Origin of the sequence: Sinorhizobium sp. BJ1, assembly GCF_002531555.1 — a bacterium.
GTDB classification, from domain to species: Bacteria; Pseudomonadota; Alphaproteobacteria; order Rhizobiales; family Rhizobiaceae; genus Sinorhizobium; species Sinorhizobium fredii_B.
On sequence record NZ_NWTH01000023.1, the window covers coordinates 1 to 21134 of the forward strand.

The 21134-nt window shown below is 60.1% G+C and carries 9 protein-coding genes and 2 pseudogenes; 6 read left to right on the forward strand and 5 right to left on the reverse strand.

Annotated features, from left to right (window positions below; genetic code table 11):
- Positions 1-126 precede the first annotated feature (126 nt).
- Positions 127-675 (reverse strand): annotated as a pseudogene (locus tag CO676_RS24055) (IS66 family transposase zinc-finger binding domain-containing protein); the annotation flags it as partial.
- Positions 676-917: 242 nt separating this feature from the next.
- On the opposite strand from CO676_RS24055, the gene CO676_RS24060 reads away from it, so the two are divergent.
- A complete protein-coding gene (locus CO676_RS24060) occupies positions 918-2024 on the forward strand; it encodes an IS110 family transposase (RefSeq protein WP_026617218.1) in 1107 nt (368 codons plus the stop codon).
- Positions 2025-2281: 257 nt separating this feature from the next.
- On the opposite strand, the gene tnpB is transcribed toward CO676_RS24060, so the two are convergent.
- Positions 2282-2545: an IS66 family insertion sequence element accessory protein TnpB gene (gene tnpB / locus CO676_RS24065; RefSeq protein WP_097522939.1), complete on the reverse strand. Its 264-nt coding sequence runs from the start codon at positions 2543-2545 to the stop codon at positions 2282-2284.
- The gene (locus CO676_RS24070) at positions 2542-2913 is read right to left on the reverse strand and encodes a transposase (RefSeq protein WP_097522940.1); all 372 of its coding nucleotides are present in this window, start codon (positions 2911-2913) and stop codon (positions 2542-2544) included. The genes tnpB and CO676_RS24070 overlap by 4 nt, the downstream gene beginning before the upstream one ends.
- Before the next feature lie 1094 nt (positions 2914-4007).
- Here CO676_RS24070 and CO676_RS24080 point away from each other — a divergent pair.
- The 5 genes and pseudogenes from CO676_RS24080 to CO676_RS24100 all read left to right on the forward strand — a co-directional run bounded on the left by CO676_RS24080 (position 4008) and on the right by CO676_RS24100 (position 19593).
- Positions 4008-5951 carry an NAD(P)/FAD-dependent oxidoreductase gene (locus CO676_RS24080; protein WP_179875624.1) on the forward strand — a complete coding sequence of 648 codons (1944 nt, stop codon included), beginning with the start codon at positions 4008-4010 and terminating at the stop codon, positions 5949-5951.
- A 41-nt stretch (positions 5952-5992) separates the two neighbouring features.
- Positions 5993-6222 (forward strand): annotated as a pseudogene (locus tag CO676_RS35430) (IS21 family transposase); the annotation flags it as partial.
- A 319-nt stretch (positions 6223-6541) separates the two neighbouring features.
- On the forward strand, positions 6542-7432 hold the full coding sequence (locus CO676_RS24085; protein ID WP_097522941.1) for a hypothetical protein: 891 nt from the start codon (positions 6542-6544) through the stop codon (positions 7430-7432).
- Positions 7433-8699: 1267 nt separating this feature from the next.
- Complete coding sequence (locus CO676_RS24095) at positions 8700-9389, forward strand: OmpW family protein (protein ID WP_046118025.1); 690 nt, start codon at positions 8700-8702, stop codon at positions 9387-9389.
- A 1201-nt stretch (positions 9390-10590) separates the two neighbouring features.
- On the forward strand, positions 10591-19593 hold the full coding sequence (locus tag CO676_RS24100) for a shikimate kinase (protein WP_245424405.1): 9003 nt from the start codon (positions 10591-10593) through the stop codon (positions 19591-19593).
- 184 nt (positions 19594-19777) lie between these two features.
- On the opposite strand, the gene CO676_RS24105 is transcribed toward CO676_RS24100, so the two are convergent.
- A complete protein-coding gene (locus CO676_RS24105; RefSeq protein ID WP_097522943.1) occupies positions 19778-19972 on the reverse strand; it encodes a hypothetical protein in 195 nt (64 codons plus the stop codon).
- Positions 19973-20248: 276 nt separating this feature from the next.
- Positions 20249-20839, reverse strand: a complete 591-nt coding sequence (locus CO676_RS24110; RefSeq protein WP_097522944.1) for a hypothetical protein — start codon at positions 20837-20839, stop codon at positions 20249-20251.
- Positions 20840-21134 lie beyond the last annotated feature (295 nt).

Sequence of the window (21134 nt, forward strand, 5' to 3'; positions counted from 1 at the left end):
CGCCGGTGCAAAGTGTCGCCCAGGACGAGCTTTTCGATGCCGCGAGCTGGCAGCCGAGCTCACGGCCGCAGAATTCCGCCTCTGAAGACTACCTTGGACGGATGATGAACCAAGGCGCTACGGCACCGTCTCGATCACCTTGAACCGACGCGGAATCTCCTCGAGCGTCTCGGTGACGTCCTCGCCCAGTTTCGACAGGCGCGACCCACCGCAGGATGCACAGGTGACTGGGGGATCGATCACCACGCGCTCGCGCTCGATATCCTCCGGCCACGGCTTTCGGACCGGCCGTTTGCGCGTGAACGAACGCACGCTCGCGGTCTTGGTGGCAGCCGCCTGCGCGGCGGCTTCATCCTCCGTCGCCGCCATCACCAGTTCTTCGAGCTGCAATTCCATCTGGTCGATCAGGCGCGCCGTGCACTCGGATCGCCGGCCGCGCAGTTCGCGCTTCAGCTTTTCGATCGCCAGTTCCAGACTGGCAATCAAGGCCTCACTGTCCGACAGCATGGCCTGCGCATTGGCGGCTTGCGCCACCGCAATGTCCCGTTTGGCGACGACGGTATCGCGCTCGGCAACAACGAGATCACGTTCAGCCCGTAACATCTCACGCTCGGAAAGCAGCGCCAGATAGGCGCTCGCAAGGTCCGCAGGAAGATCCACAGGCTTCGAGTTCATGAAGCCATTCGATCAGATTCAATCAATATATTTTCAATACAATAATGCTATCCGACCCGTGTCGGACGCCAGGTTTCCTGCGGATTGCGCCAGTCGATCCCGGACAACAAATAGGACAATTGCGCCGGTGAAGTCGCGACCGCGCCGCCCTCCATATTCGGCCAGATGACATGGCCTTTTCCCACCCGGGATCGCATCCTGGGTGTGCGGGCGTGGACCCGGCGAGGAAGGAGGAGAATGCTATGCAAGAGATTTGTGCTTTCGTTGGTCTCGACGTGCACAAGGAGACAATTTCTGTCGCGGTGGCGGACGCTGGGCGAGCGGGTGAGGTTCGACATGTCGGCACGATCAAGAACGATCCGACAGCAATCGGCAAGCTCGCTCGGAGTCTGGCGCGTCGACATCGTGGCATCGAGTTCGTCTACGAGGCTGGGTCATGCGGCTACAACGTTCAGCGTCAACTCTCGGCAATGGGGATGATCTGCAGAGTGTGCGCCCCTTCGTTGACGCCCCGAAAGCCGGGCGAGCGGATCAAGAATGACCGGCGCGACGCTATCGCTCTAGCACGTCTGCATCGGGCCGGTGAGCTCACCTATGTCTGGGTGCCGGACGCGCTTCATGAAGCACTGCGCGACCTGGTACGGGCCCGACACGCAGCCTGCCAAGATGTCCGCCGGGACCGCATCCGCATCCAGGCGTTCATGCTTCGTTGCGACTTGCGCTTCGAAGGTAAGGCTTGGAGTCGCCGACACCGAATGTGGCTCTGCAACAGAATGTTCGCCCATCCGGCGCAACAGATCGCGTTCCAGACCTACCTTAACGCGCTCGAGCATAATGAGGCCCGCAAGGCAGGAATCGAGCAGCAAATCCGAGAAGTGATCACCGACTCCCCGTGGGCTAAGCAGATGCAGGCTCTGCAAGCATTGAAGGGCGTCGGTCCAATCGTCGCCGCCACTGTGCTCGCGGAGGTCGGAGACTTCTCCCGTTTTGCTCATCCGCGGCAGCTCGTTGCCTACTTCGGCCTCGCTCCCGGCGAGCACAGCAGCGGCGGTACCGTAAGGCCGCGCGGCATTACCAAGGCCGGCAGCTCGATTGCACGGGCGGTATTATGCGAAGCCGCCTGGAGTTATCGGACGACACCGAAGGTCGGGCAGTGGATGAAAGAGCGTTGCCCGCCAGTTTCACAAGATATCGCTGCTCTGGCTTGGAAGGCCCAGCTACGCCTTCATAAGACGTACAGGAAGCTAACCGCGCGCGGTAAACGCTCGGTTGTCGCGACCGCTGCAGTTGCGCGGGAGCTGCTCGGGTTCATCTGGTCCATCGGCCAGCGCGTCCCGCTCGGCGCGTGATCGACCACGCATCCTACGATCCGCATCAGCGAGGGCGCCGAGCGCGGTAGAGGGAATCCTCGAATTTATCTTGGACAGCCGTGTCGCCTACGTCCGTGGCCAGAGCGAGGCAGCCCTCCGACGCACCGTCATCATGGGGTAACTAATCCCCGCATAGGAGTCTGAGCGACCGTCGAGAACACTCGGCGTCCTCACCCATCCGGATCGTATGCATCAAAATATCCCCGCCCCCCAAAGGAGCGGTCGGGAAGCTGTGCTCAAGATAGTTGACAAAGGCCATAGGAGATAAACCGGCCCTTCTCCAGCCGCCGGGTAAAAAGGCAGGCGCCCAGACCATCATGCCAGATGATCTTCAAAATATCCGATCTGCGCCCCCTGAAGACGAAGAGATGCCCTGACAACGGATCATGCTGCAGAACCTCCTGCACCCGAAGCGCCAGGGAGGGAAAGCCACAGCGCATGTCCGTATAGCCCGTCGAAAGCCAGGCCTTGACCCCTGTTCCCATCGGAAACGGATTCATCGCAGCGCCTCCAGTCCACGCAAGACCCGAAGCAGCGCTTCAACCTCGACATCACCGTCCACGATCACACGGCGACCATTGGCGCTGACAACCTCCATACGGCCGGCGGTCGGCAACGACCCTGCTGCCGGCTCTACCTCTGGAGCAAGCAGCGCCGGGACAAAGCCGCCAACAGGCGACGCAGCATCCAGTTGCCACGCTCGCGCGAGTCGGCGCCATTCATATAACTGCGAACGCGATATTCCATGTCGCCGCGCCGTCGTCGCACACAAGCCAGGTTCCGAATAGCTCTCCGCGACAATCTGGAGCTTCATCTCTTTGCTAAAACGACGACGCCGACCCGTATCGACAATCTCAACTCGATCCATAGCCGCACTGTCCTTTTTGACGTCAATAAGGACAGTCAGTGCCAAATCCGACAATTCCTACGATCCAGCCGCTGCGGCCATAAATTGAAATGCCTGGAGCCCTTCCTCCGAGGCGAGGTGCCGGTGCGGCAGCGTCATTGGACAGCTCTGCAGAGTTTTGCAATCGTCCGTCACTCGTTGTTCGGCGAAGGCGCTCGCAACATCGCAGCTGTTCCGATAGCGCTATCATACAGGCGGGTCCGACCACGCTCGGTGTCTTTGGTGCGATATCCGACGATTCTGTCGGCTTTGCCGATTTGAATACGGCGCCTTGGCCGGCATCGCGAGATGCTAGGAGCCCCAGAACCACAGTTTCGCGCAGGCCTATCCCGCGTTTATGTCCATTCACTCCAACCGGCGCGACGGCGAAGGCTGCAGCGGCCCAAAAATCGTGTTTCGTTCACGGTCGAGAAGCTCGCCGCCAACTTCGGCGTCGTCGAACAGGTTCCCTGAACGCGGAGTGCGTCAGGTCAATGTCGCGTTGAGGCTCGTCCGATGTGCGACAATGCTCGACATGCGACACCGCCCGTTTGAGCCATTTCGTTGTATTAGAAAGAGTTCTTCCTTTGGCACGCATATTGCTTCTAGGCGTTTGCAGGACACGCCACGGACCGACTTATCGCTGCGGAGATATCGACATGCTAGCACAATGGTTTCTGCCGAGCCCTACTTCCGATCATCAAGGAGTGGATCGTTTCAGATGCAGAAGTCGCTGGCTGTTCGTGCCTGATTGAGCCGAGGCAGCACAGGCGCATAATCCCGCTGTCGTGCCCCTGCTACCGGCACGAGGGCGCCGAGAAAACCCCCGCCGTCACGACCTTCGATTCGCCTCATAAGCGGTTTCGGGCGCTGCAATCTTGCCGCGGGCGTGGGGGAAGTGATCGATGCCGACGCGCACAAGCGCGATTTGGATCAGAGATTCGGCAACTCGCTTGCCGGATCTTTCTTAATGCCGATTGCGGAAACCACGCCAAAGCCGAGGCATGAAACTTGCATTGAAGTGCAGCGTCTGGCGGGTGGATCCGGATATACATGCAACAGTAGGAACCTAAATCATGGCTCACTCTGCTGACCTCGACCTGTTTCGCCAACGCATCGCCGAGGCGCTCCCTTCGGCCAATATTCCAACCCTACTACTCCTTCTGTACCAGTTCACAGGAAAGGAGTACTGGCTCAATTCGCCGTTTGTTCCCGTGAAGAGTGGCTGGGGCGACAACGATTCAGGGGGCCTCGCGGACAAATTGCAGACGGAGATTCGCAATGCAGCGCTGGCCGCCATCATCTCTTGGCGCCGCGGCGCACAAGTCGCCAAGCAGGACCTGTCGGCAGAAGAGTTGATCCGCATGCTGACTGTGTCGGAGGCTGAGCCTATCCCGCCAGAATACGCTGACATGATGCTTCATAAGCTGCGGAGATATTCAGGCGCCATTCCGCAGCCGGTGTCCTTGCCAGAGGGGTTTCGTGTGCTCATCATCGGGGCGGGCATGTCCGGGGTCGCAGCCGCGATTCGGTTAAGACAATTGGGCATCTCCTACATCCAGATCGAAAAGCAAGACAGCACCGGCGGGGTCTGGCACTCACATCACTATCCTGGCTGCGGAGTGGACACGCCCGGGCATCTCTACTCCTACACTTTTGCCAGTGGTGACTGGAGCAAGTTCTTCCCGTTGCAAAAGGAAATCGACGACTACTTCAATCGTGTTGCCCGCGACTTTGGGATCGAGAGCTCCATCCGCTACGGCACCGAGTGCCTGGTCACCCGCTATGACGAAGAGAGCCTAACTTGGCACTCGCGGTTACGCCTGCCCAACGGTTCGGAAGAAACCCTCGTGACCAACGTGGTCCTCTCGGCCGTGGGGGGCTTCACCACGCCGAAATGGCCGAACGTTTCGGGCCTGCGCGACTTCGACGGCCCGGTGATGCACACCTCGGAGTGGGATTCAGAAGTCGCGCTCGACGGTAAACGCGTGGCCGTGATTGGTAATGGGGCCTCGGCGATGCAGGTTGTTCCCGCCATCGCAGATCGGGTGGGTGCCTTGACAATCTTCCAGCGCTCACGCCAATGGGCCGCGCCCTTCCCGAAATTTGAAAAGCCGATTCCGGAACCGGTGCAGTTCTTGTTCCGCGAGGTGCCACACTACGAATGGCTGTATAGGCTCCGGCTGAGTTGGATTTTCGACAGTGAAGTGCACGAGGCCCTGCAGAAGGATCCGGCCTGGCCGCATCCGGACCGTTCCGTGAATGCGGTTAACGACGGCGACCGCGAGACTTACACACAATATATCGAGGGACAGCTGGAGGGGCGCCCTGACCTTGTCGCCAAGGTCATCCCGTCGTACCCGCCATTCGGCAAGCGGATGCTCCTAGACAACGGCTGGTACAGAACCCTACTGAAGCCGCATGTTACGCTGGTAGACGAAGCTGCTGCGCGTGTTGAGGGCAGGTCGATCCATGCGATTAATGGTGAAATGCATGAGGCAGACATTGTCATCGTCGCCTCGGGCTACGATACCACACGTTATCTACTTCCGGTTCAGGTGATCGGACGCAAGGGTCGGACGGTACGTGAGGTCTGGAACGATGATGACTGTCAAGCTTACCTTGGCACCGTTGTAGCGGGATTCCCGAATTTCTTCATGCTCTACGGCCCCAATACGGCGCTCGGCCATCGCGGAAGCTTCATCTTCACGATCGAGAGCCAAATCGATTACGTACTGAGTGTTCTGCGCCAGATGGGCGAGAAGAAGCTTGTCGAAGTAGAATGCCGGCTAGATGTATATCAACGTTACAACCGGAAAATCCAACGAATGCACCAGCAGATGATCTGGAGCCATGCCGGCATGTCCACCTTTTTCCGCAACGACCGAGGGCGAATCGTAACAAACAGCCCTTGGCGTCTGGTCGATTATTGGAAGTTGTTGAAGGAGGCGGATCTCGGCGACTACCGTACCGTGCCGCAGGTTGGTTCCCGATTAGAGGCTTCTGTTGAAGCGGTTTGAGAGGCGGTCAACGACCCCGCTCGCGATTACGGCCTCGACCTTCTTGCACCCGCGGCATCTACGACAACATGGAGACGGTCTCCGTCGGCAAGGATCGGCAATATGCCGCTTCCTGCAGATGTGCGGCCACTATCTGGTGCAGTCGGTTGCCTGCACGCCAGCGTCGGGCGGGGAGAAGGTCGAGATCCAGGTGGGTCTGGCGCGCGAGCGCTTCTTCACGCCGCGTCTGCGCGCTAAGGGCCTAGAGGAGTTGAATGTCTTGCTGCTCAACAAGTGCATCGTAACTAAGATGGGAGTAGATCAGGCCTCGGCCCGATCCTGGCGCCATCTGGCTGTTTTGAGGTGCTCTGAAGATGCGGATATTTGGTGTCCGCGCCGTTCACGGGTCGGCTTCTCCTCCGCACCGATGGCAGCCGAGCGGGCATGTGAGGAAATGGTGCGTGTTGACGTGCTTTTTTCTGACGGGTCAGCTTCTCGAAAGCTATCTTACCTAGGATAAACCCGGGATGTGGACGGTGGTCGCCGCCGCCTGGGTGTAGCGACGGAGTGCCAGGCACTCCGCAGCATACATTTTTGAGATCGAGAGCGGTATGGATAGTTCGCAGTTCAATCCTCGGCATTTGAATCCGTTTGCGCCAAGCGTCACACAGCAGAATACCGACGTGCCGGTAGGGCAACAGGCGGACGACGCGAGCCTGCAAGCCAGCTTTGAAGAGCACGTGAGCGGACTGCAACATGGTACCGGCTCGGGCAGGCGCCGGCGCGGCTACAGCCAGGCCTTTGGGGAGGACGTGGCGCTTATTCGCGAAGCCAAGCGAGCAACCCTCGACAAGGGCGTACCCGCGCGTTCCGTCGCGAACGCGGGAACTGATGTACAGAATCTGAGCATCTGGCTTCGCCAGGACAATCGGGGCCAAATTGCGGGCCGGCTTGGCCAAGATTCCCTTGTGGCCGATGTGCGGGACTACATCAACAATGGTGGTGGCCCGCGGAGTGTCGTGTCGTCGGTGAACAAGCTCATGCCTGGGACGCTCCCAACGCTAGACGAGGTACTCGGTCGAGCTCCTCGCGCCCTAGAACCTTATCCCGCGGACGCCCGCCTGATCAACGGCGCGGTGTGGCACGCCGCGGGCGACGTTGGAGCCTCGACTGGTGAGCAGAGGAGGCCTATTCATATGCGGGCTACCCGTCTTCGCGCGCTCAGTGACTGGCTGAAAAAGGAGAATAGGGGAAGCATCGTTGGCCGGCTCAATGGCAATCAGCCGCAGCAGGACGCGTTCCAGGAAGACGTTACGGTGTTCAGGGGATCGGGTCGAAATCGAACACTAATGGACGCGGATTTGGCGATCCTTCGGAACTACCTACAAGCAGTCGAGGCGGACCAGGTGCTGGGATTGCAAGGCCGCGAGCAACCGGGTTTCCCTTCAATGGAGGGGGTCAGGACCTTCGTCGGCGCTCCGTCGCCAGACATCTACTCTTGAGCCCTTAGTTGATTTGAATGCGCCCACACCGTATGGCTTGGGTGACGATGCGCAGTCTGCGCCGGCGCTGGACCTCGCCGGACCGTCGTCTGTTAGGGCTGCGTCGCCAGACATCTACGGCGGCCTTGATCCAACTGGGGTTTATGTAGATGGCAGCACGTGCCCTCGTTATTCCGAAGACCCGGTCGCGAGGCGCGTCGGGGACGCCGCTGCGCAGCCCAGCGCGCCGCAGCGAGCTGTGAATTCGCCAATGATCCTGCCTAGCGCAAGGTTACGATCAGGAGCTACTTTGGTGGATGATGGACGAAGCCGCCCCCTCGTCGCCTCTCGCGCCAACCGCGCGCCGTCACCAAGCACCGGATCCCGAAGTCCTTTCGTCCCCTGAGCCGGCAGCACGACGAGGGGTACCCACCGACGGTGAGCATGACACGGCGGAGTTGAGACCGGCGAAGAGGCAGACGACCGTAGGCCCATTCGCACGGGGCGATCTGGACGAGGCGCTCGGGGCTTGCCATTGGTCTTGGGCGTATAGGGCTTGGTGCGGATGTGCTGGATGCTGAGCCGCAGCGCTTGGATAGCGGAAGCCGGTGCCGTTGTCGGTCATGACGCGATGTATCCTTTCACGCCGTGAGCCTTGAAGAAACAGAGTTGTTGAAGTGAAAACGCAAACACGAGTGCCAACGTCTCGTCGGGAGGACTTCCAATGGGCGAGGCGTGAGCGGTCGTCGTTGGCCAGATGCCGTATTCCACTGATGCCGCGGCCGTTGCTTTGCCCGGTGCGATCGCGACGCGGTGGCCGGTTCGGTTGAATTTGCCGATTCACCTGTTGTCGATATGTACGAGCTCTCCCGGCCTATCGCGCTCGCAGCGGGGCACCGGCTCACCCTGCGCCAGGGTCGTGACTTTGTTCGGGCCAAGACGCTTGCGGACGCGGTTGAGCGTGGCGGGCGAGACATCGGTCTCCTGGGCGATTTGACCGGTCCGTCATATGCAGGCGGCATCATGTGGCGTGGGCCCGCGAAGGCGGTAGGGCCGGGGAGCAGCGGTCACTGAGGCCGGCTCGCCCAACCTATCTGTACTTCAACGTGGCCAAATCGCAGCTGGAGCCGAAAGGCCTTCATGCGACACATTGCCATCTCCGCCTGATAAAGCGGTTCTTCTTAACCACGGTTGATCTCGATCAACATGCCGCCGCCACGCGCAGCCTACCGGTCTTTATTGCAACGGTTATTGCTGATTCAATTATTGCTGTTCAAGGAGACGTCAAATGAACATGAATGGCGCACGGCATCTGAGATGGATCACGGGCGTGAGTGCGGCTTTGTTTGCATTCGGGGCCGCCGCCGCGGACCCGACATCACAGCCTGTTACTCCGGTGGCAGAGGACGCAGCGGCTGGCCTAAGCCCTTGGCAGATCCGCGTGCGCGGTTTGGGCGTCCTCACTGAGGACAGTGGTTCAATCGACGGCGTGCCCGGCTCCGACCTTTCCTATTCGGACTCGCTGATCCCGGAACTCGACATCAGCTACTTTTTCACCGACAACATCGCCGCTGAACTCGTTCTTGGCACGACCTACGCCAACATCAAGGAAGATGGCGCCGTCGGCGTGCCCGTCGGGAAGGCATGGCTGCTGCCGCCCACGCTTACGCTGCAGTACCATTTCACCGATTTCGGCGCCTTCAAGCCCTATGTCGGCGCGGGCATTAACTACTCGCTGTTCTACAACCAGAGCGAAAAGCCCGGTTTCCATAATCTCGACGTCGACAATCATGTGGGCGCTGCGCTGCAGGTCGGTTTCGACTACATGGTCGACGACCATTGGGGCGTCAACTTCGATGTAAAGAAAATCTTCCTCGAAACCGACTGGAAGGCTGATCATGACGTTCTCGGCCCGCTGAGCGGCAAGGCAAAAATCGATCCGTGGTTGATCGGCGCAGGCGTGACCTACCGTTTCTAAGTGCACGACTATGGCCGGAGAGGGAGACGCAGAGCCATCCCCGTCATAGTGCGTCACCTAATTGTAAACGGTCTCTATGCAGACTCCGAAGGGGGGGCCATGTCGGCCTCTCCCTCGACAACGACGGGTGCGCGATTACGGCTCTATTGTGCGGCGTGAGTCGGGCAATCTTATGGATGTTCATTCGGACCCTAGACCCAGTGAAGCTTCGCCGATCTTAGCTTTACCGGATGGGGCAAGTGGACAGTCTGTTGAAAGCTCACACCTGGTAATTTCCGCCTAACATAAGAGCCCGGCTTGGTGATGCCCTTCGCACGAGCGTTTGCGAGTGCGGCGCATGCGCACAGGAATATCCTTCACTGTGCCCCGAACCGAACGCCAGCGCCTGGCCGCCAGAGATCACCACAGGAGCACGTCTGGCCACACTGTGGTGACGGTTGCGCGGGCACTCTGCGTCCGGAATCAATCGGAATCGATGTCCCGTTAATCCGAAATCCGCATACTTGCATCCGCGACAACGCTCATCAGCTAGTGGTCAGCCTAGTGGTCTATCTAGGCCTGCCGCGCCAACTCCTGAACACATGGCAAAAGATAGGCGCGAATCATCATGTATGGTCGTATTGCTGGCTCGTCCGATACCCACTACACGCGTAGTAGGAGTGGGCAAACGGATGCAGGAAGCCAAGAGTTCACGGACGCGTTTGTCCACTACCGCTGAACGAAATCAGCCTGCAACACGATAGGCAACGCATTCTCGCGGCTTCGGAGATGGGATATGACAGGCATTGGCCGACTGGGGAACTCGCGCATTTTGAATGCTGGGGCCGTCGATACGTCGGGATCAAGCAGTTCGCGCTCTCAATCAAGCCCTGCCCTAGCGGAAGGTAGCCAATCGTTCGATTCCGTCCTGGAGCGGGTGCACTCTGGGCCTCCAGGCACAATGACGTCTTGCGCACGCACTGCGACCTGTGCCGACGACGGGCTTCGAGAGAGGTCGTCCGGCCCTTCCGTGGGCGCACGGCGAGTGCTGGAGTCTGTTATACGTGCAGCCGCATTGACACGACTAGGCACTGCGCGGCGGCGTCTTCATCCCTCAGTCCCGGAGGGTGATGCCACGGCCACAGTCGCTGACCAGCCACCAACTTCGGGTGTGGCCCCGCTTTATTTGACAGGCGGACAAACCAAGGCAGCAGATCAACATATGAAAGGCCTGCTTGCAGAATTTGAAACTTGCCGCCTTGAAGCTATCCTAGCGGCCACGCGAGGCCCTTCCCTGGAGGAGAAGCAAGAGGCGCTCGATCGCATCCTCGATGCAGGCTCAAGAGTTCTGGAATACCACGCGAGCCTGGCCCCCGGGGCGGGTAGCATTCTGTCCAATGATCAGGCGCGCCTAACCCGCGATCTGGTGCTCAATGCGGCGTCCGAATGCATGGAACTGGCCACGGATGGCATGCCATTGCTAAAGATGCGTGAAAAGGCGCGCGGCGTGCTCGACCTGATCCTCCGATCGAACCCTAGCCCCGCCCAGCTGAGCCAAGCGGTTTCCAGTGTGGCAAGGCACGATGGGGCCTGCGTGGAGTTTTGGGAAAAGAAGACATGGCGCGGGGAACGCATCCAGTTAGTCCATGCCGTCACTGCCAACCTACCAAATACAAAGGCCGAGATACAGCAGGCCGAAGAGGCCAATTTGCGGCTGCAGACTGGCTCGGTACTGATTTCAAAGTTCATGGTTCTGCAATCGCGGATCAATCAGGCGCAGTTGATAATCGAGTCGCGGGCGAGCAGTTTCCAGGCAGCCCTGAGGGAAATGCTTATCGGTGAGAACGGGCGGGTGCGCCACCTGGATGCCTTCAGCGCCGCAGTATTGCCGGCATTCCACCGGACGCGTAACGCTCTTCAGACTAAGGCAGGGCGCCCACTCGACCCCGGGGACTGCTCCGTTCTAGAAGGAGTCAGGGAGAGGCTTCTGGAATTTGCGTCGGCGTTGCCCGACTTTCTTGCCAGGCTAAGCGACGACCGAACAGGTGCCGACCTCCCATTGGAATTGTTGGGCCAAATAGCGGAAGGCGCGTGGATTACTGCGGACGAGGTCTTCCGTCTATTGGACCTGCAGCCGAAGGGGCCATCAATCAGCGAACGGCCGGCTGCCGCCGCGTTTGCGACCGACATTGCAGACCAGGCTGTGACCAAAAGGGCTGCACTGGTCGAAGGCACTGCGACGCGCAGGAAGGGGAAAGGCAGGCGCAAGCCCGCCGCTGGCGCCGGGAGTTCGGCCACTGGGCGGTTGGAACCGCAAGTCGTTTTGGGCGACAGCGACACGGCGACAGCAGCCAAGGTCCTCTCCCTTGGCAACAGGTCTTTTGAGGGCGAACCCCGGCCCGGCGATCAGGGAGCCAGAACATCGCAATCAAACGCGCTCTCGTCTAGCAGAGAAACTGCGAGTATTGGGGATGCTGGATCGAGCAGTTCGCTCCCGCAACCAAGTCATGCCTCTGGGCAAGGCAGCCAATCGATCCATTCCGGAGTGACGCGGATGCACTTTGGGCCTCAAGATAGAAGGATGTCCTCCGCTCGCATTGGGCCAAGTGCCGACGAAGCCCTTGGCGACATATCAGCCGGTTCCTCCAAGGGTCCCCGCCGAGCCCTCATGGCTTCGCGACGTACATCCAGTGGGCCGCGGCATCGTTCTCTCCAAGGTCCGCAGGGCGAGGCGATGGCTCAAGAAGAAAGCTCTTTGCGTTTTGATGAGAGGTCCTGGTTCGGCGATCAAGAAGCGAGTAGTTCGCAACCGGACACGCTCCCACCTCAGGAGCAAAGCGAATCCAGGCTGGGTGCAGGACCGGGACGGCTGCCTTTCGACCATGTAGCCGCACAGAGCTTTAACGATGCACCACTTAATAACGCTTTACATGACATGTCCATCGCTCGCGACATCACTAAATTTTCATGCGCTGTGGTGGAGCACGACAAGAGGCTGCAGGGCCATGCCCATCACGCAACATTCCTACAGAAGGCCGCTTCCGAGTTCACCCGTCAATTTGTTCCAAAATGGGAGCAAGATGTCCGCACCCGCACTACCTGGGGGTATGCCACCTCATGCAACGCGATGAGCCGGGAGCCTGGAGGTCACGCAGGTATGGAAGCTTGTAGGGCCATGGCAGCTCAGGTGTCGAGGCTCGGCAATGCGCTGAACGATGTCGAAAGCAAAACGCTTTCGCTGTTCGTATTGTCGTTCAGTCGATATCCCCGGGTGGCGGAATGTCGCGATGGAATGATCAGAATCGCCAAAGTTTTTCATGAGCAACGCGGAGCCGTTTCGGAACTCAACAGTCAAAGTCTCGCCCTGCTGGTCAACGGCTTCAGCAAGTGGCCGGAACAGGAAGACGCGCGTGAGGCCACGGTAGCAGTTGCGGCCGAGATTCGCCGCCGCCGCGCCGGGCTCTGTGATTTTGGTCCGCAGAACCTGGCTAACGTTGTGAACGGTTTGAGCAAGTGGCCGCAAGAGGCGGAGTGTTGCGGCGCTATCGATGCAATCGCCGACGAGGTCTGTGACCGCGCCGAGAAAAAAGCCGGCCTGTCCGGGTTTAATTCGCAGGCATTGGCAAACCTGGTTAACGGGTTCAGCAAGGCGCCCGAACTGGAGAACTCACGTCAAGCAACCGTTGTCATTGCCAATGAGGTCTGTCACCTCGCGGAAAAAAAAGCTGGCCTTTCTGGGTTTCATCCGCGGGCATTGGCGATCCTGGTGAACGGCTTCAGCAAATGGCCTGAGGACTGCCGCGGCGCTACCGTTGCGGTCGCGCGTCAGGTCGCTGGCAGGGCCCACCAGCTGCCTCTGTTTGATCCGCAGGCATTGGCGAACCTAGTGAACGGGTTCAGCAAGTGGCCTGAGGGCTGCCGCGGCGCGACCGTTGCAATCGCTGGTGAGGTCTGTCAGCGCGCCGACCGCCTTAACGCCGGGCTTTCTCGTTTTGATCCGCAGCACTTGGCAAACCTGGTGAACGGCTTCAGTAAATTGCAGGCGCCGGAGTGCTTCCGCGCTACCGTTGCAATCGCCGATGAAGTCTATCACCGCGCCGACCGCCGCAACGTCGGCCTTTCTGATTTTGAAGCGCAGCACCTGGCGAACCTGGTGAACGGCTTTAGCAAATGGCCGCAAGAGGAGAATTTGGGTCACGCCACAAACGTGGTCGCCGGCGAGGTACTTCGCAGCGACGACCAACTGCCTATGTTTGATCCGCAGGCATTGGCGAGCCTGGTGAACGGCTTTAGCAGGTGGCCGCAATGGGAAAACTCACGTCAAGCCACGGTTGCAATCGCCGGTGAGGTGGTTAGACGCGCCGGGCGGCTCCATGGCTTTGATCCGCAGGCATTGGCGAACCTGGTGAACGGGTTCAGCAAGTGGCCCGAGGACTGCCGCGGCGCTATCGTTGCGATCGCCCGGGCGGTGCCTCGCCCTGCCGGCCGGCTGTCGGGATTCAATGGGCAGGATCTGGCAAACCTGGTGAATGGTTTCAGCAAGTGTCCTGAGGATTGCCGCGACGCCATCGTTGCAATCGCCCATGAGGTTCCTCACCGCGCAGGCCGGTTTTCTGAATTCAATGGGCAGAATTTGGCGAACCTGGTCAACGGTTTCAGCAAGTGTCCTGACGAGGCGGGTTGCGGCGAGGCCATCGTTGCCATCGCTGGGGAGGTGCTCGGTCGCGCCAGCCCTGGCGAGCCGCTCCCTGGGTTCACTCCGGAGGCACTGGCGAACCTGGTGAACGGCTTTAGCAAGTGGCCGCACGAGGAGAAATCACGCCAGGCCGCCGCGGTGATCGCTGGTGAGGTGATTCGCAGCGCTAACCGGCTCCCTCATTTTACATCGCAGCACTTGGCGAACCTAGTGAACGGCCTGAGCAAGTGGCCGCAAGAGGAGAAATCCCGTCAGGCCGCCGCGGTAATCGCCCGCGAGGTGCTTGGCGGCGCCGAGCGACTCTCGGGGTTTAATCCACAGGAGCTGGCAAATCTGCTCAACGGGTTCAACAGGTATCCGGAAGAAGCGGCGTGCAGCCAAGCGATTTTGGAGATCGCGCGCAGACTTGGCCCGGCGGGTCAACCATTTCGTCATTTTACCACGCCCGGGCTCTCCAGTATCGCCAGCAGTTTGGCGCGCGGGGTCATGGGGAGAGCGGACGCCGGAGAGATTGCAGAGGCCGCTCTGCTGAACGATCGGCTACACAAACTGGCTCATTATCTTCATTATGCCAGTCATCGCCTGGAGGAGGCCGACGCGGTGGGCGTCACGAGCATCTTGAAGGCGTTGGCCAAGGCTCAATTACATGACGATCTCAGTTTGCTCGCCCGCGCTGGAATAAATCGGCTGGCGCAATTGCATCGTGACCCTGATTTTGCGCTTGAGAATAACCTCGAAACCATGGGGAATCTGTGCGCCGCTTTGGTGCCGCTGGCCCGCAGCCCGCGCAAGCAGCTGCTTTGGCACCGGAGGCAGGCTCTGAACTTGCTGAACGATATCCAACCGATCGTGGAGCAGAAGATCGAGGCCCATCTCAAGGCAAGCGATGCCGAGCGGAGCCGTGGTCCGAGCTCGACTCGCCGTCCCGCCCTGTCGATTTATCAAGTGGTTAAGGCCCGTGCGACCCTGGCAGGTTTGCTGCGGCGGCCGTATGTCGAGGGCAACAAGTCGGATTTGCGTGTGAGGCGGGACGAGCTGCAGTCCAAGACCAAGGAAATCCTGGACAGCACGCGCGATCTCATCGAAAGCGACCTATCCAACATGAGCTGGAACCTGATCGCCCAGCTCGAGGCGGAGGGTCCGATCGATGCGCTGGACACGTTCGTGGCGCAGAATGCCGCGACGGTCCAGGACCAACATCCAGCGTCCGTCTTCGACGCCCATCAGGTTTTGCGAGCCATGGACCACGAGCCCAGACCGCCGCACGGTGAGGCGGGACTGATGCGATTGCCGGTGGTGGACATGCAGGGCCGGAAACTGGCCATGGAGCCCGAGACGCGCTATTCCATCTTTCATCGCCTGACCTCGGGGGCAGTCAAGGTGGTCGCGGTGCAACTGCCAGGAAAGCCGAGCCCGTTTATGCTGGCCCGCACGTTGACCATCGAGGGCGTGCCATACCGCATGGATCTTTTCGGCGGAAGCAAGTTAAAGCCGCGGCAAAAGACCCTTTCCCAGCTTGCCGCCCGCGTTCCAGGTTCGGTTGAGGCAGAGCCTTCCGGCGGGAAGCTGCTGGCGATTCCGTATGCGGAAACCGCACCCGGTACCGCCTTTGAAAAGCTATCGCGCGCCTGGGCACCCTTCAAAGAGGCATATTATTACACTCAGCGCAGGGGTTTTGCCGCGCCGCCCGCTGTCAATGGCCTAGGTCCTCACGACTACGCGCTGGAAGGCGCCTTCAAACTGTCGCTACTGCCGGACCGCCCTGTTAGCGAGAAACATCCCTTCGAGCTGACTGGGCCAGGAGGCCCGATTGCCTTGCGACCGCATGACGGCTGCGGTTTCATTAAGGCTTCGCTGGCCAAGCGTATGACAGCCGTTCGTCGGGCCGAGGGGCAGGAAGGTCCTGATCGGGTGCCTGCTTTTGGCGAGGGAACGAGATCCTCTCTGCCTGCCACGGCGCTGCAACATTATCCGCGCAGCGAGCCGGTGGCGCACGAGGTGCGAGAGAAAGCCAGGACTTGGCTCGAGAAGCGACAGGGACAGAGACTGACGGCCGAGGAGCTATTTCGAACCGTGACTGGCGGACACATCGACGGTCCTGGCGCAGTTGCGGTACCGTCCGGTGATCACCGTCTCCATGTGCCGACGCTCAAGAGCGAGACGTTGACGGGGACGAGCGGCGTGCTGATCGGGCGGTCGCCGTACGACAAGCCCAACCTGCGCCCGTTCACAGCCGACCTGGTCAGGTCAGCCGTTGGTGGGGACCCGACGGCAGCGTTCCTGGACACGTGTGTGGCCATGCAATATAGCTTAAATGTCGCCCAGAAGACGGGGGAGGAACTCGCGGCCGACGATCCGACTTTCTTTGCCAAGGGCATTCTGATCGTCGTGCCGGACGAGATATGGCCGGCCAACTACGCCGACCGTGGGCTGGTGATGTCTGCCGAGGACGTCAAGTCCCATTCGCACTGGACGACAGGCAAGGACCGCGTCAAGGAGGACACGCCGCTCGACTGCCTCGGCATCCTGCAGGCCACCGAGGTGTTTGCCCCGGGCTCGTTGGTTGCCGTCCCGACCGATCAACAGAAAAAGCTTGACGGCGACTTCGACGGCGACACCATCATCATCATCGGCGACCGGCCGCAGCTTTATGAGCATGTGCGCGGGTTTGATGAAAGGGAGCAAGCTCTCGGACTTCCGTCGCTAAAGCCGCCAAAGTCGCATACCCCGGCGCTTGACGGCGACAACTACCAGTTTGGTCGTGCCAGCCAAATTCTCGCTGCCACCCAGGATGTCCTGGAAACCTATAGCGGCCTACAGCGAAACTTTCTGGCTCAATCCCATGAAGCACGACGCTGGTTTGCCGAGCGTGCCGTCTTTGGCACCTACGAGGGCGTTCACCACGAACTCCGGCGAGACATCGGTCGATTGTTGGGCCAGGAAGAGGTGAGTCGCCAGGATATCCAGAACACGTTTGCGAGAGCGAGGCGCGAGATCGAAGTCGCCCGACATCCGGTTGCTCGCGAAATGGCCGAGTTGCTCGTCGCCGACCTTGAGGCATGGGCAGAGAGGCCTGATCTGGAATGCCTGCCCGAAACAGTCGAAAACGCGAACGACGCAAAATGCGCGACGCTCAGCGCAGCAGTCTCAGAGCTATTGCCGGATCTGGCGGATGCCTACCCGGCAACTTCTCGACCACGAGACCGCATCCGGGCTCTAATCGACAACTATCCTGCGCGTATTGATCCTCGCCCGGACGGTTACAATCCGGACGACCTCGTGCAAAGCGCAAACAACCTCCTTAGCCTCGGCATTAAGGTCGGCACCGACGCCTACAAATCCAACACTGGCGCTAGGCTCTATTCCAAGAAGAGCGAGCTCCTTCAGCGGCTGCTGCATACGACGCCGGGCTTGAGGTCCGTGCCCTACGTCAAAGGCCTGGCAGCGTCTCTCAACCATGGAAGGTTTGACGCCGATGCAGCCTTGAAGGACCTGGAGGGCAACCCCACGCTGACGGCTTCAGTCATGGAAACCTCGATCAATCTCGTTGCGGAGCTCGGCATTTTGCGCAAAGCCTCCGACCTCCGGCCGGCCGCAGTGGATTCCGACGATACGATCACGCTGGGTCCCGTGGAGGCGTCAGAGCGCGCCCGAATTGAGGTTGCCCGTGCCGCAAAAGAGGAGGGGAAAATCACTGCAGCGGCACTCAGCGTCGCCGCAAGCCTGAGGAAAATGGGCCTCCAGGTGAAAATGCCTCATCTGGAGCGCCGCTTGAGATCGGAACGCTCCATTAGAGAGCAGCTCACCGGCACGAGCGTCTCATCCGGCAGCAACCCACAGCTGATCAGCAGCGCCGTACGCCACGTCTTCGAAGTCCCCGACAAGGATTTTACACGTGCCTTTAAGGCAGCCATTCTGCTTTTCGAGGAGCAAGGCTACACGGAAATCGAGGTAACCAACTGGTTCAAATTCGACCGACCTGTTTATCTCGGCATCCACGCTGTGCTCGCCACAGCAGCAGGCTACCGCTTCCAGATGGAATTCCATACGCCAGGCAGCTACAGCGCCAAAGTTGACAACCACGACACTTATAAAGAGCTGCAGGAGTTGAAGCGACGGGATGCTCTGGAGAAGGCAGAGAAACTCGAGCAGAGGCTAAGAGAAAGCTGCAAGGCCGTTGACAGACCCGAGGATGTGCTGAGCATAGCACACTGGAGGGATTGCATGGGTAGCGCCGCCGCAGTACCTGGATTGCGAGCTGTCGGACAGTCAAGAAAGTCCGAGATTGCCAAGTCACCGGAAGCAAAGGAGATTGTCGCTGCCCTCGGCGAGCGGCCGATCGTGCTCGTCGGCATGCCAGGCGCCGGTAAATCCAGCATTGGCCCAGCTCTCGCGCGTCGGCTGGGGCTGCGCTTCGTCGATACCGACAAGAGAATCGAGCAGAACGTCGGCAAATCGATATCGGAGATTTTCAAAGATCACGGCGAGGATTATTTCAGGAAGCTGGAGGCACGTGAGATCGCTCAATGCCTCGACACCGGGCCCAAGGTGATCGCGACCGGCGGCGGCTCGGTCGTGGACGAGCAGACTCGCCACCTCATCGGCAACAAAGGGGTCTCGATCTGGTTCGATACCGGCCTGGACGTGATCCAGACTCGAACAAGGAAAGACGCCAAACGCCCGTTGCTGCAAGGCCCCGATTCGGATCGGAAAATCGCCCAAATGATGAGTGAGCGCCGGCCGCTCTATCAACAAGCTAACCTCAGGTTTGTCCCACCCCACAGAAACGATAAAAAGAACGCAGATCCATGTGTGAAGGCGCTGCACGCGTATCTGTGCCCCGGAGCGGCCGCGGAGCGCAGCCCGGTGTTTCCGAACACATCCTCCGATGCTCAGATCGGGGCGTTGGGTCCGAGAGCCTCGTCGCACGAGCGCGGGCGGGTGCTCGGCGGGATGGAATGGCTGGGCGACGAGCATATCCTCAGGGATTACGCGCTCCTGAGGCAGGAGTTGCAGCGGGACAATCCGGATCTCGCCGCCCGGACGCAGTTCGTGGATCCCCTGATAGCCCTTTATCAACTGCGCTTCGGCGAGGAGAGCGACATGCTCGTCGCATGGCAGCGCATCGTCTACGATCGTCATGATAACGATACCGCCGACTTCCTGTTCCTGCCGGTGAACGATGCTCCGGCTCCCAATCGCCGCGGCAGCCATTGGTCGCTGCTGTTTGTTGACCGCCGCGAACGGGCAAGGCCGATTGCCTATCATTACGACTCCATCCTCGGACACAACGACCAGCCGGCAGCACAGCTCGCACAACGGTTGGGCGCCCCCTTGGAGTCAGCCCGCATGGCCCAGCAGCAGAACAGTTATGATTGCGGCGTGTTCGTGGTGGACGGCACGCGGGCGCTGGTTAGCATATTGGCGCAAGAAGGGCGACCAGCGCACGAGCCGCTAAACCTCGACAACCTCGTCGCCGATCGGCAGGGACTTCTGGACCGACTGAGGACTTATGCCGGCTTGGGCTGATAGAGCTGGGGAGCCGGCTTGAGCGGCTCTCCTCCGACCATGGCACCCAACGCATGCGGCGGAACGCGACAGCCCGAGCGTGGCGAGGACGATCCTTTCCATTCCCGGCAAGGAGGCGAGGATCTCTACGTCATGCTGCTTGCTCTGCCCCGGGTCCAACTGCGGGGTTTCGACGAAGCTGGCGTCAGGCAATCGAGCCGATGATGCGCTTGTTTGAGCCGCCGGTTGACAGGCGGACGCGGGCAATGAGCGTGGTGACATGGGCGCTGGCGGATTCGGTCGTTGCGGCGACTTTAAGCGGCGGCTGGCGCAATACATCGCGCACACGGGCGGCGTTGAACCGGCGGATGCGATGGCGCTTGAGAAGCGTGGCGATCATCGCCTCGCGGATGCGAGCCGCCCTGTCCGGTGTCGGTGCGGTCTCCTAAAGATCGAGCACCACTCTGCCGCAAGGTCGCTCTCGAGCTCCGGCAGTGCGGGAAGTAGCGCCAGAGCTACTCGCCATACGGCTAATCAACGGTTGCTCTCCTCACCGAGTTCTTCGGCGATGCTCGACCACTCGCGCAGTTCGAGAACGACCTGAGGACGAGCAGTGACTTGAGTTTCACATTACTCGCCGTGAGAGCAGCCAACGCCGGACGCGCTCCGGCGGCAATCAGCATCTCGGCGACGCGAATAGAGGAACTCGAAGGCCGGATTCCTCATGAATGTCCGGGTGGTTGAGGCGATGATCGTAAGAGTCCTGGGAAAGGCCGGCATGCTGCGTCAGGAAACCAAAGAAGTAGAACCCGTTGGCGTAAAAGCGCGGTCCCCAGATGAACAGCAGCGGGACGATCGTCCAAGCCGTCACGCGCCAGGTTAGAACACTGACGATGCAGGCGAGATAAGGGCGGCTCGACCAGAACATCTTGCGCCCCTCGCTGCGCGGCATGGCATCGGCCGTGACGACGCCGAAGGCGTGCTGGATGATGCCCTTGAGCTCACCTTTGGCCTGAACCAGGAAGAAGAAGTCCGCCGCGATCCGCAGCAGATCTGCGGGCCGCGTCACCAGAATCTCCGAATCAGGCCCGAAGTGAATCGTGTCCGTATGATGCCGCGTGTCCCGCCAACGCCAGTCGATCGTCTCCAGGGTCATGAACAGACAAAGGTTGCAGAAGATCGAACTCAGCCAACGCGATCGGAAGGTTGCCTCAACCGGCAAGCCCGGGACGAGCTTGGCCGATTTGTCGACAACGACATCCAGCATGAACGGCCGGCTGCTAAGGCTACTTGGCACGAGTTTTGCTATTCCCGTCCCGAGTGGAGTACCTGTTTTCCCGTTTCAACAAGCATCTAATCAAGGCTGGCTATCTGGCGATGAAGAGGAAAGTATGGGCAGACGGCTTCATCAGCGGGGTGCGCGGCAAGAAGCCGGGAGGCAATCGGATACTGGGGCGGAGTGCATGAGCCGAAACGGGAAGACAAAAGGAAATACAGAACCGCCAAGGGCGGGCCAACAGCCGCGGAGCGGCGAAAATCACCCGCAAGTGACGAAATTCACC

What these genes read in the sequence shown, in the direction of transcription:
- CO676_RS24060 (WP_026617218.1), top strand. Translation starts at nt 918, where the DNA reads ATGCAAGAGATTTGTGCTTTCGTTGGTCTCGACGTGCACAAGGAGACA.
- tnpB (WP_097522939.1), bottom strand. Translation starts at nt 2,545, where the DNA reads ATGAATCCGTTTCCGATGGGAACAGGGGTCAAGGCCTGGCTTTCGACG.
- CO676_RS24070 (WP_097522940.1), bottom strand. Translation starts at nt 2,913, where the DNA reads ATGGATCGAGTTGAGATTGTCGATACGGGTCGGCGTCGTCGTTTTAGC.
- CO676_RS24080 (WP_179875624.1), top strand. Translation starts at nt 4,008, where the DNA reads ATGGCTCACTCTGCTGACCTCGACCTGTTTCGCCAACGCATCGCCGAG.
- CO676_RS24085 (WP_097522941.1), top strand. Translation starts at nt 6,542, where the DNA reads ATGGATAGTTCGCAGTTCAATCCTCGGCATTTGAATCCGTTTGCGCCA.
- CO676_RS24095 (WP_046118025.1), top strand. Translation starts at nt 8,700, where the DNA reads ATGAACATGAATGGCGCACGGCATCTGAGATGGATCACGGGCGTGAGT.
- CO676_RS24100 (WP_245424405.1), top strand. Translation starts at nt 10,591, where the DNA reads ATGAAAGGCCTGCTTGCAGAATTTGAAACTTGCCGCCTTGAAGCTATC.
- CO676_RS24105 (WP_097522943.1), bottom strand. Translation starts at nt 19,972, where the DNA reads ATGATCGCCACGCTTCTCAAGCGCCATCGCATCCGCCGGTTCAACGCC.
- CO676_RS24110 (WP_097522944.1), bottom strand. Translation starts at nt 20,839, where the DNA reads ATGCTGGATGTCGTTGTCGACAAATCGGCCAAGCTCGTCCCGGGCTTG.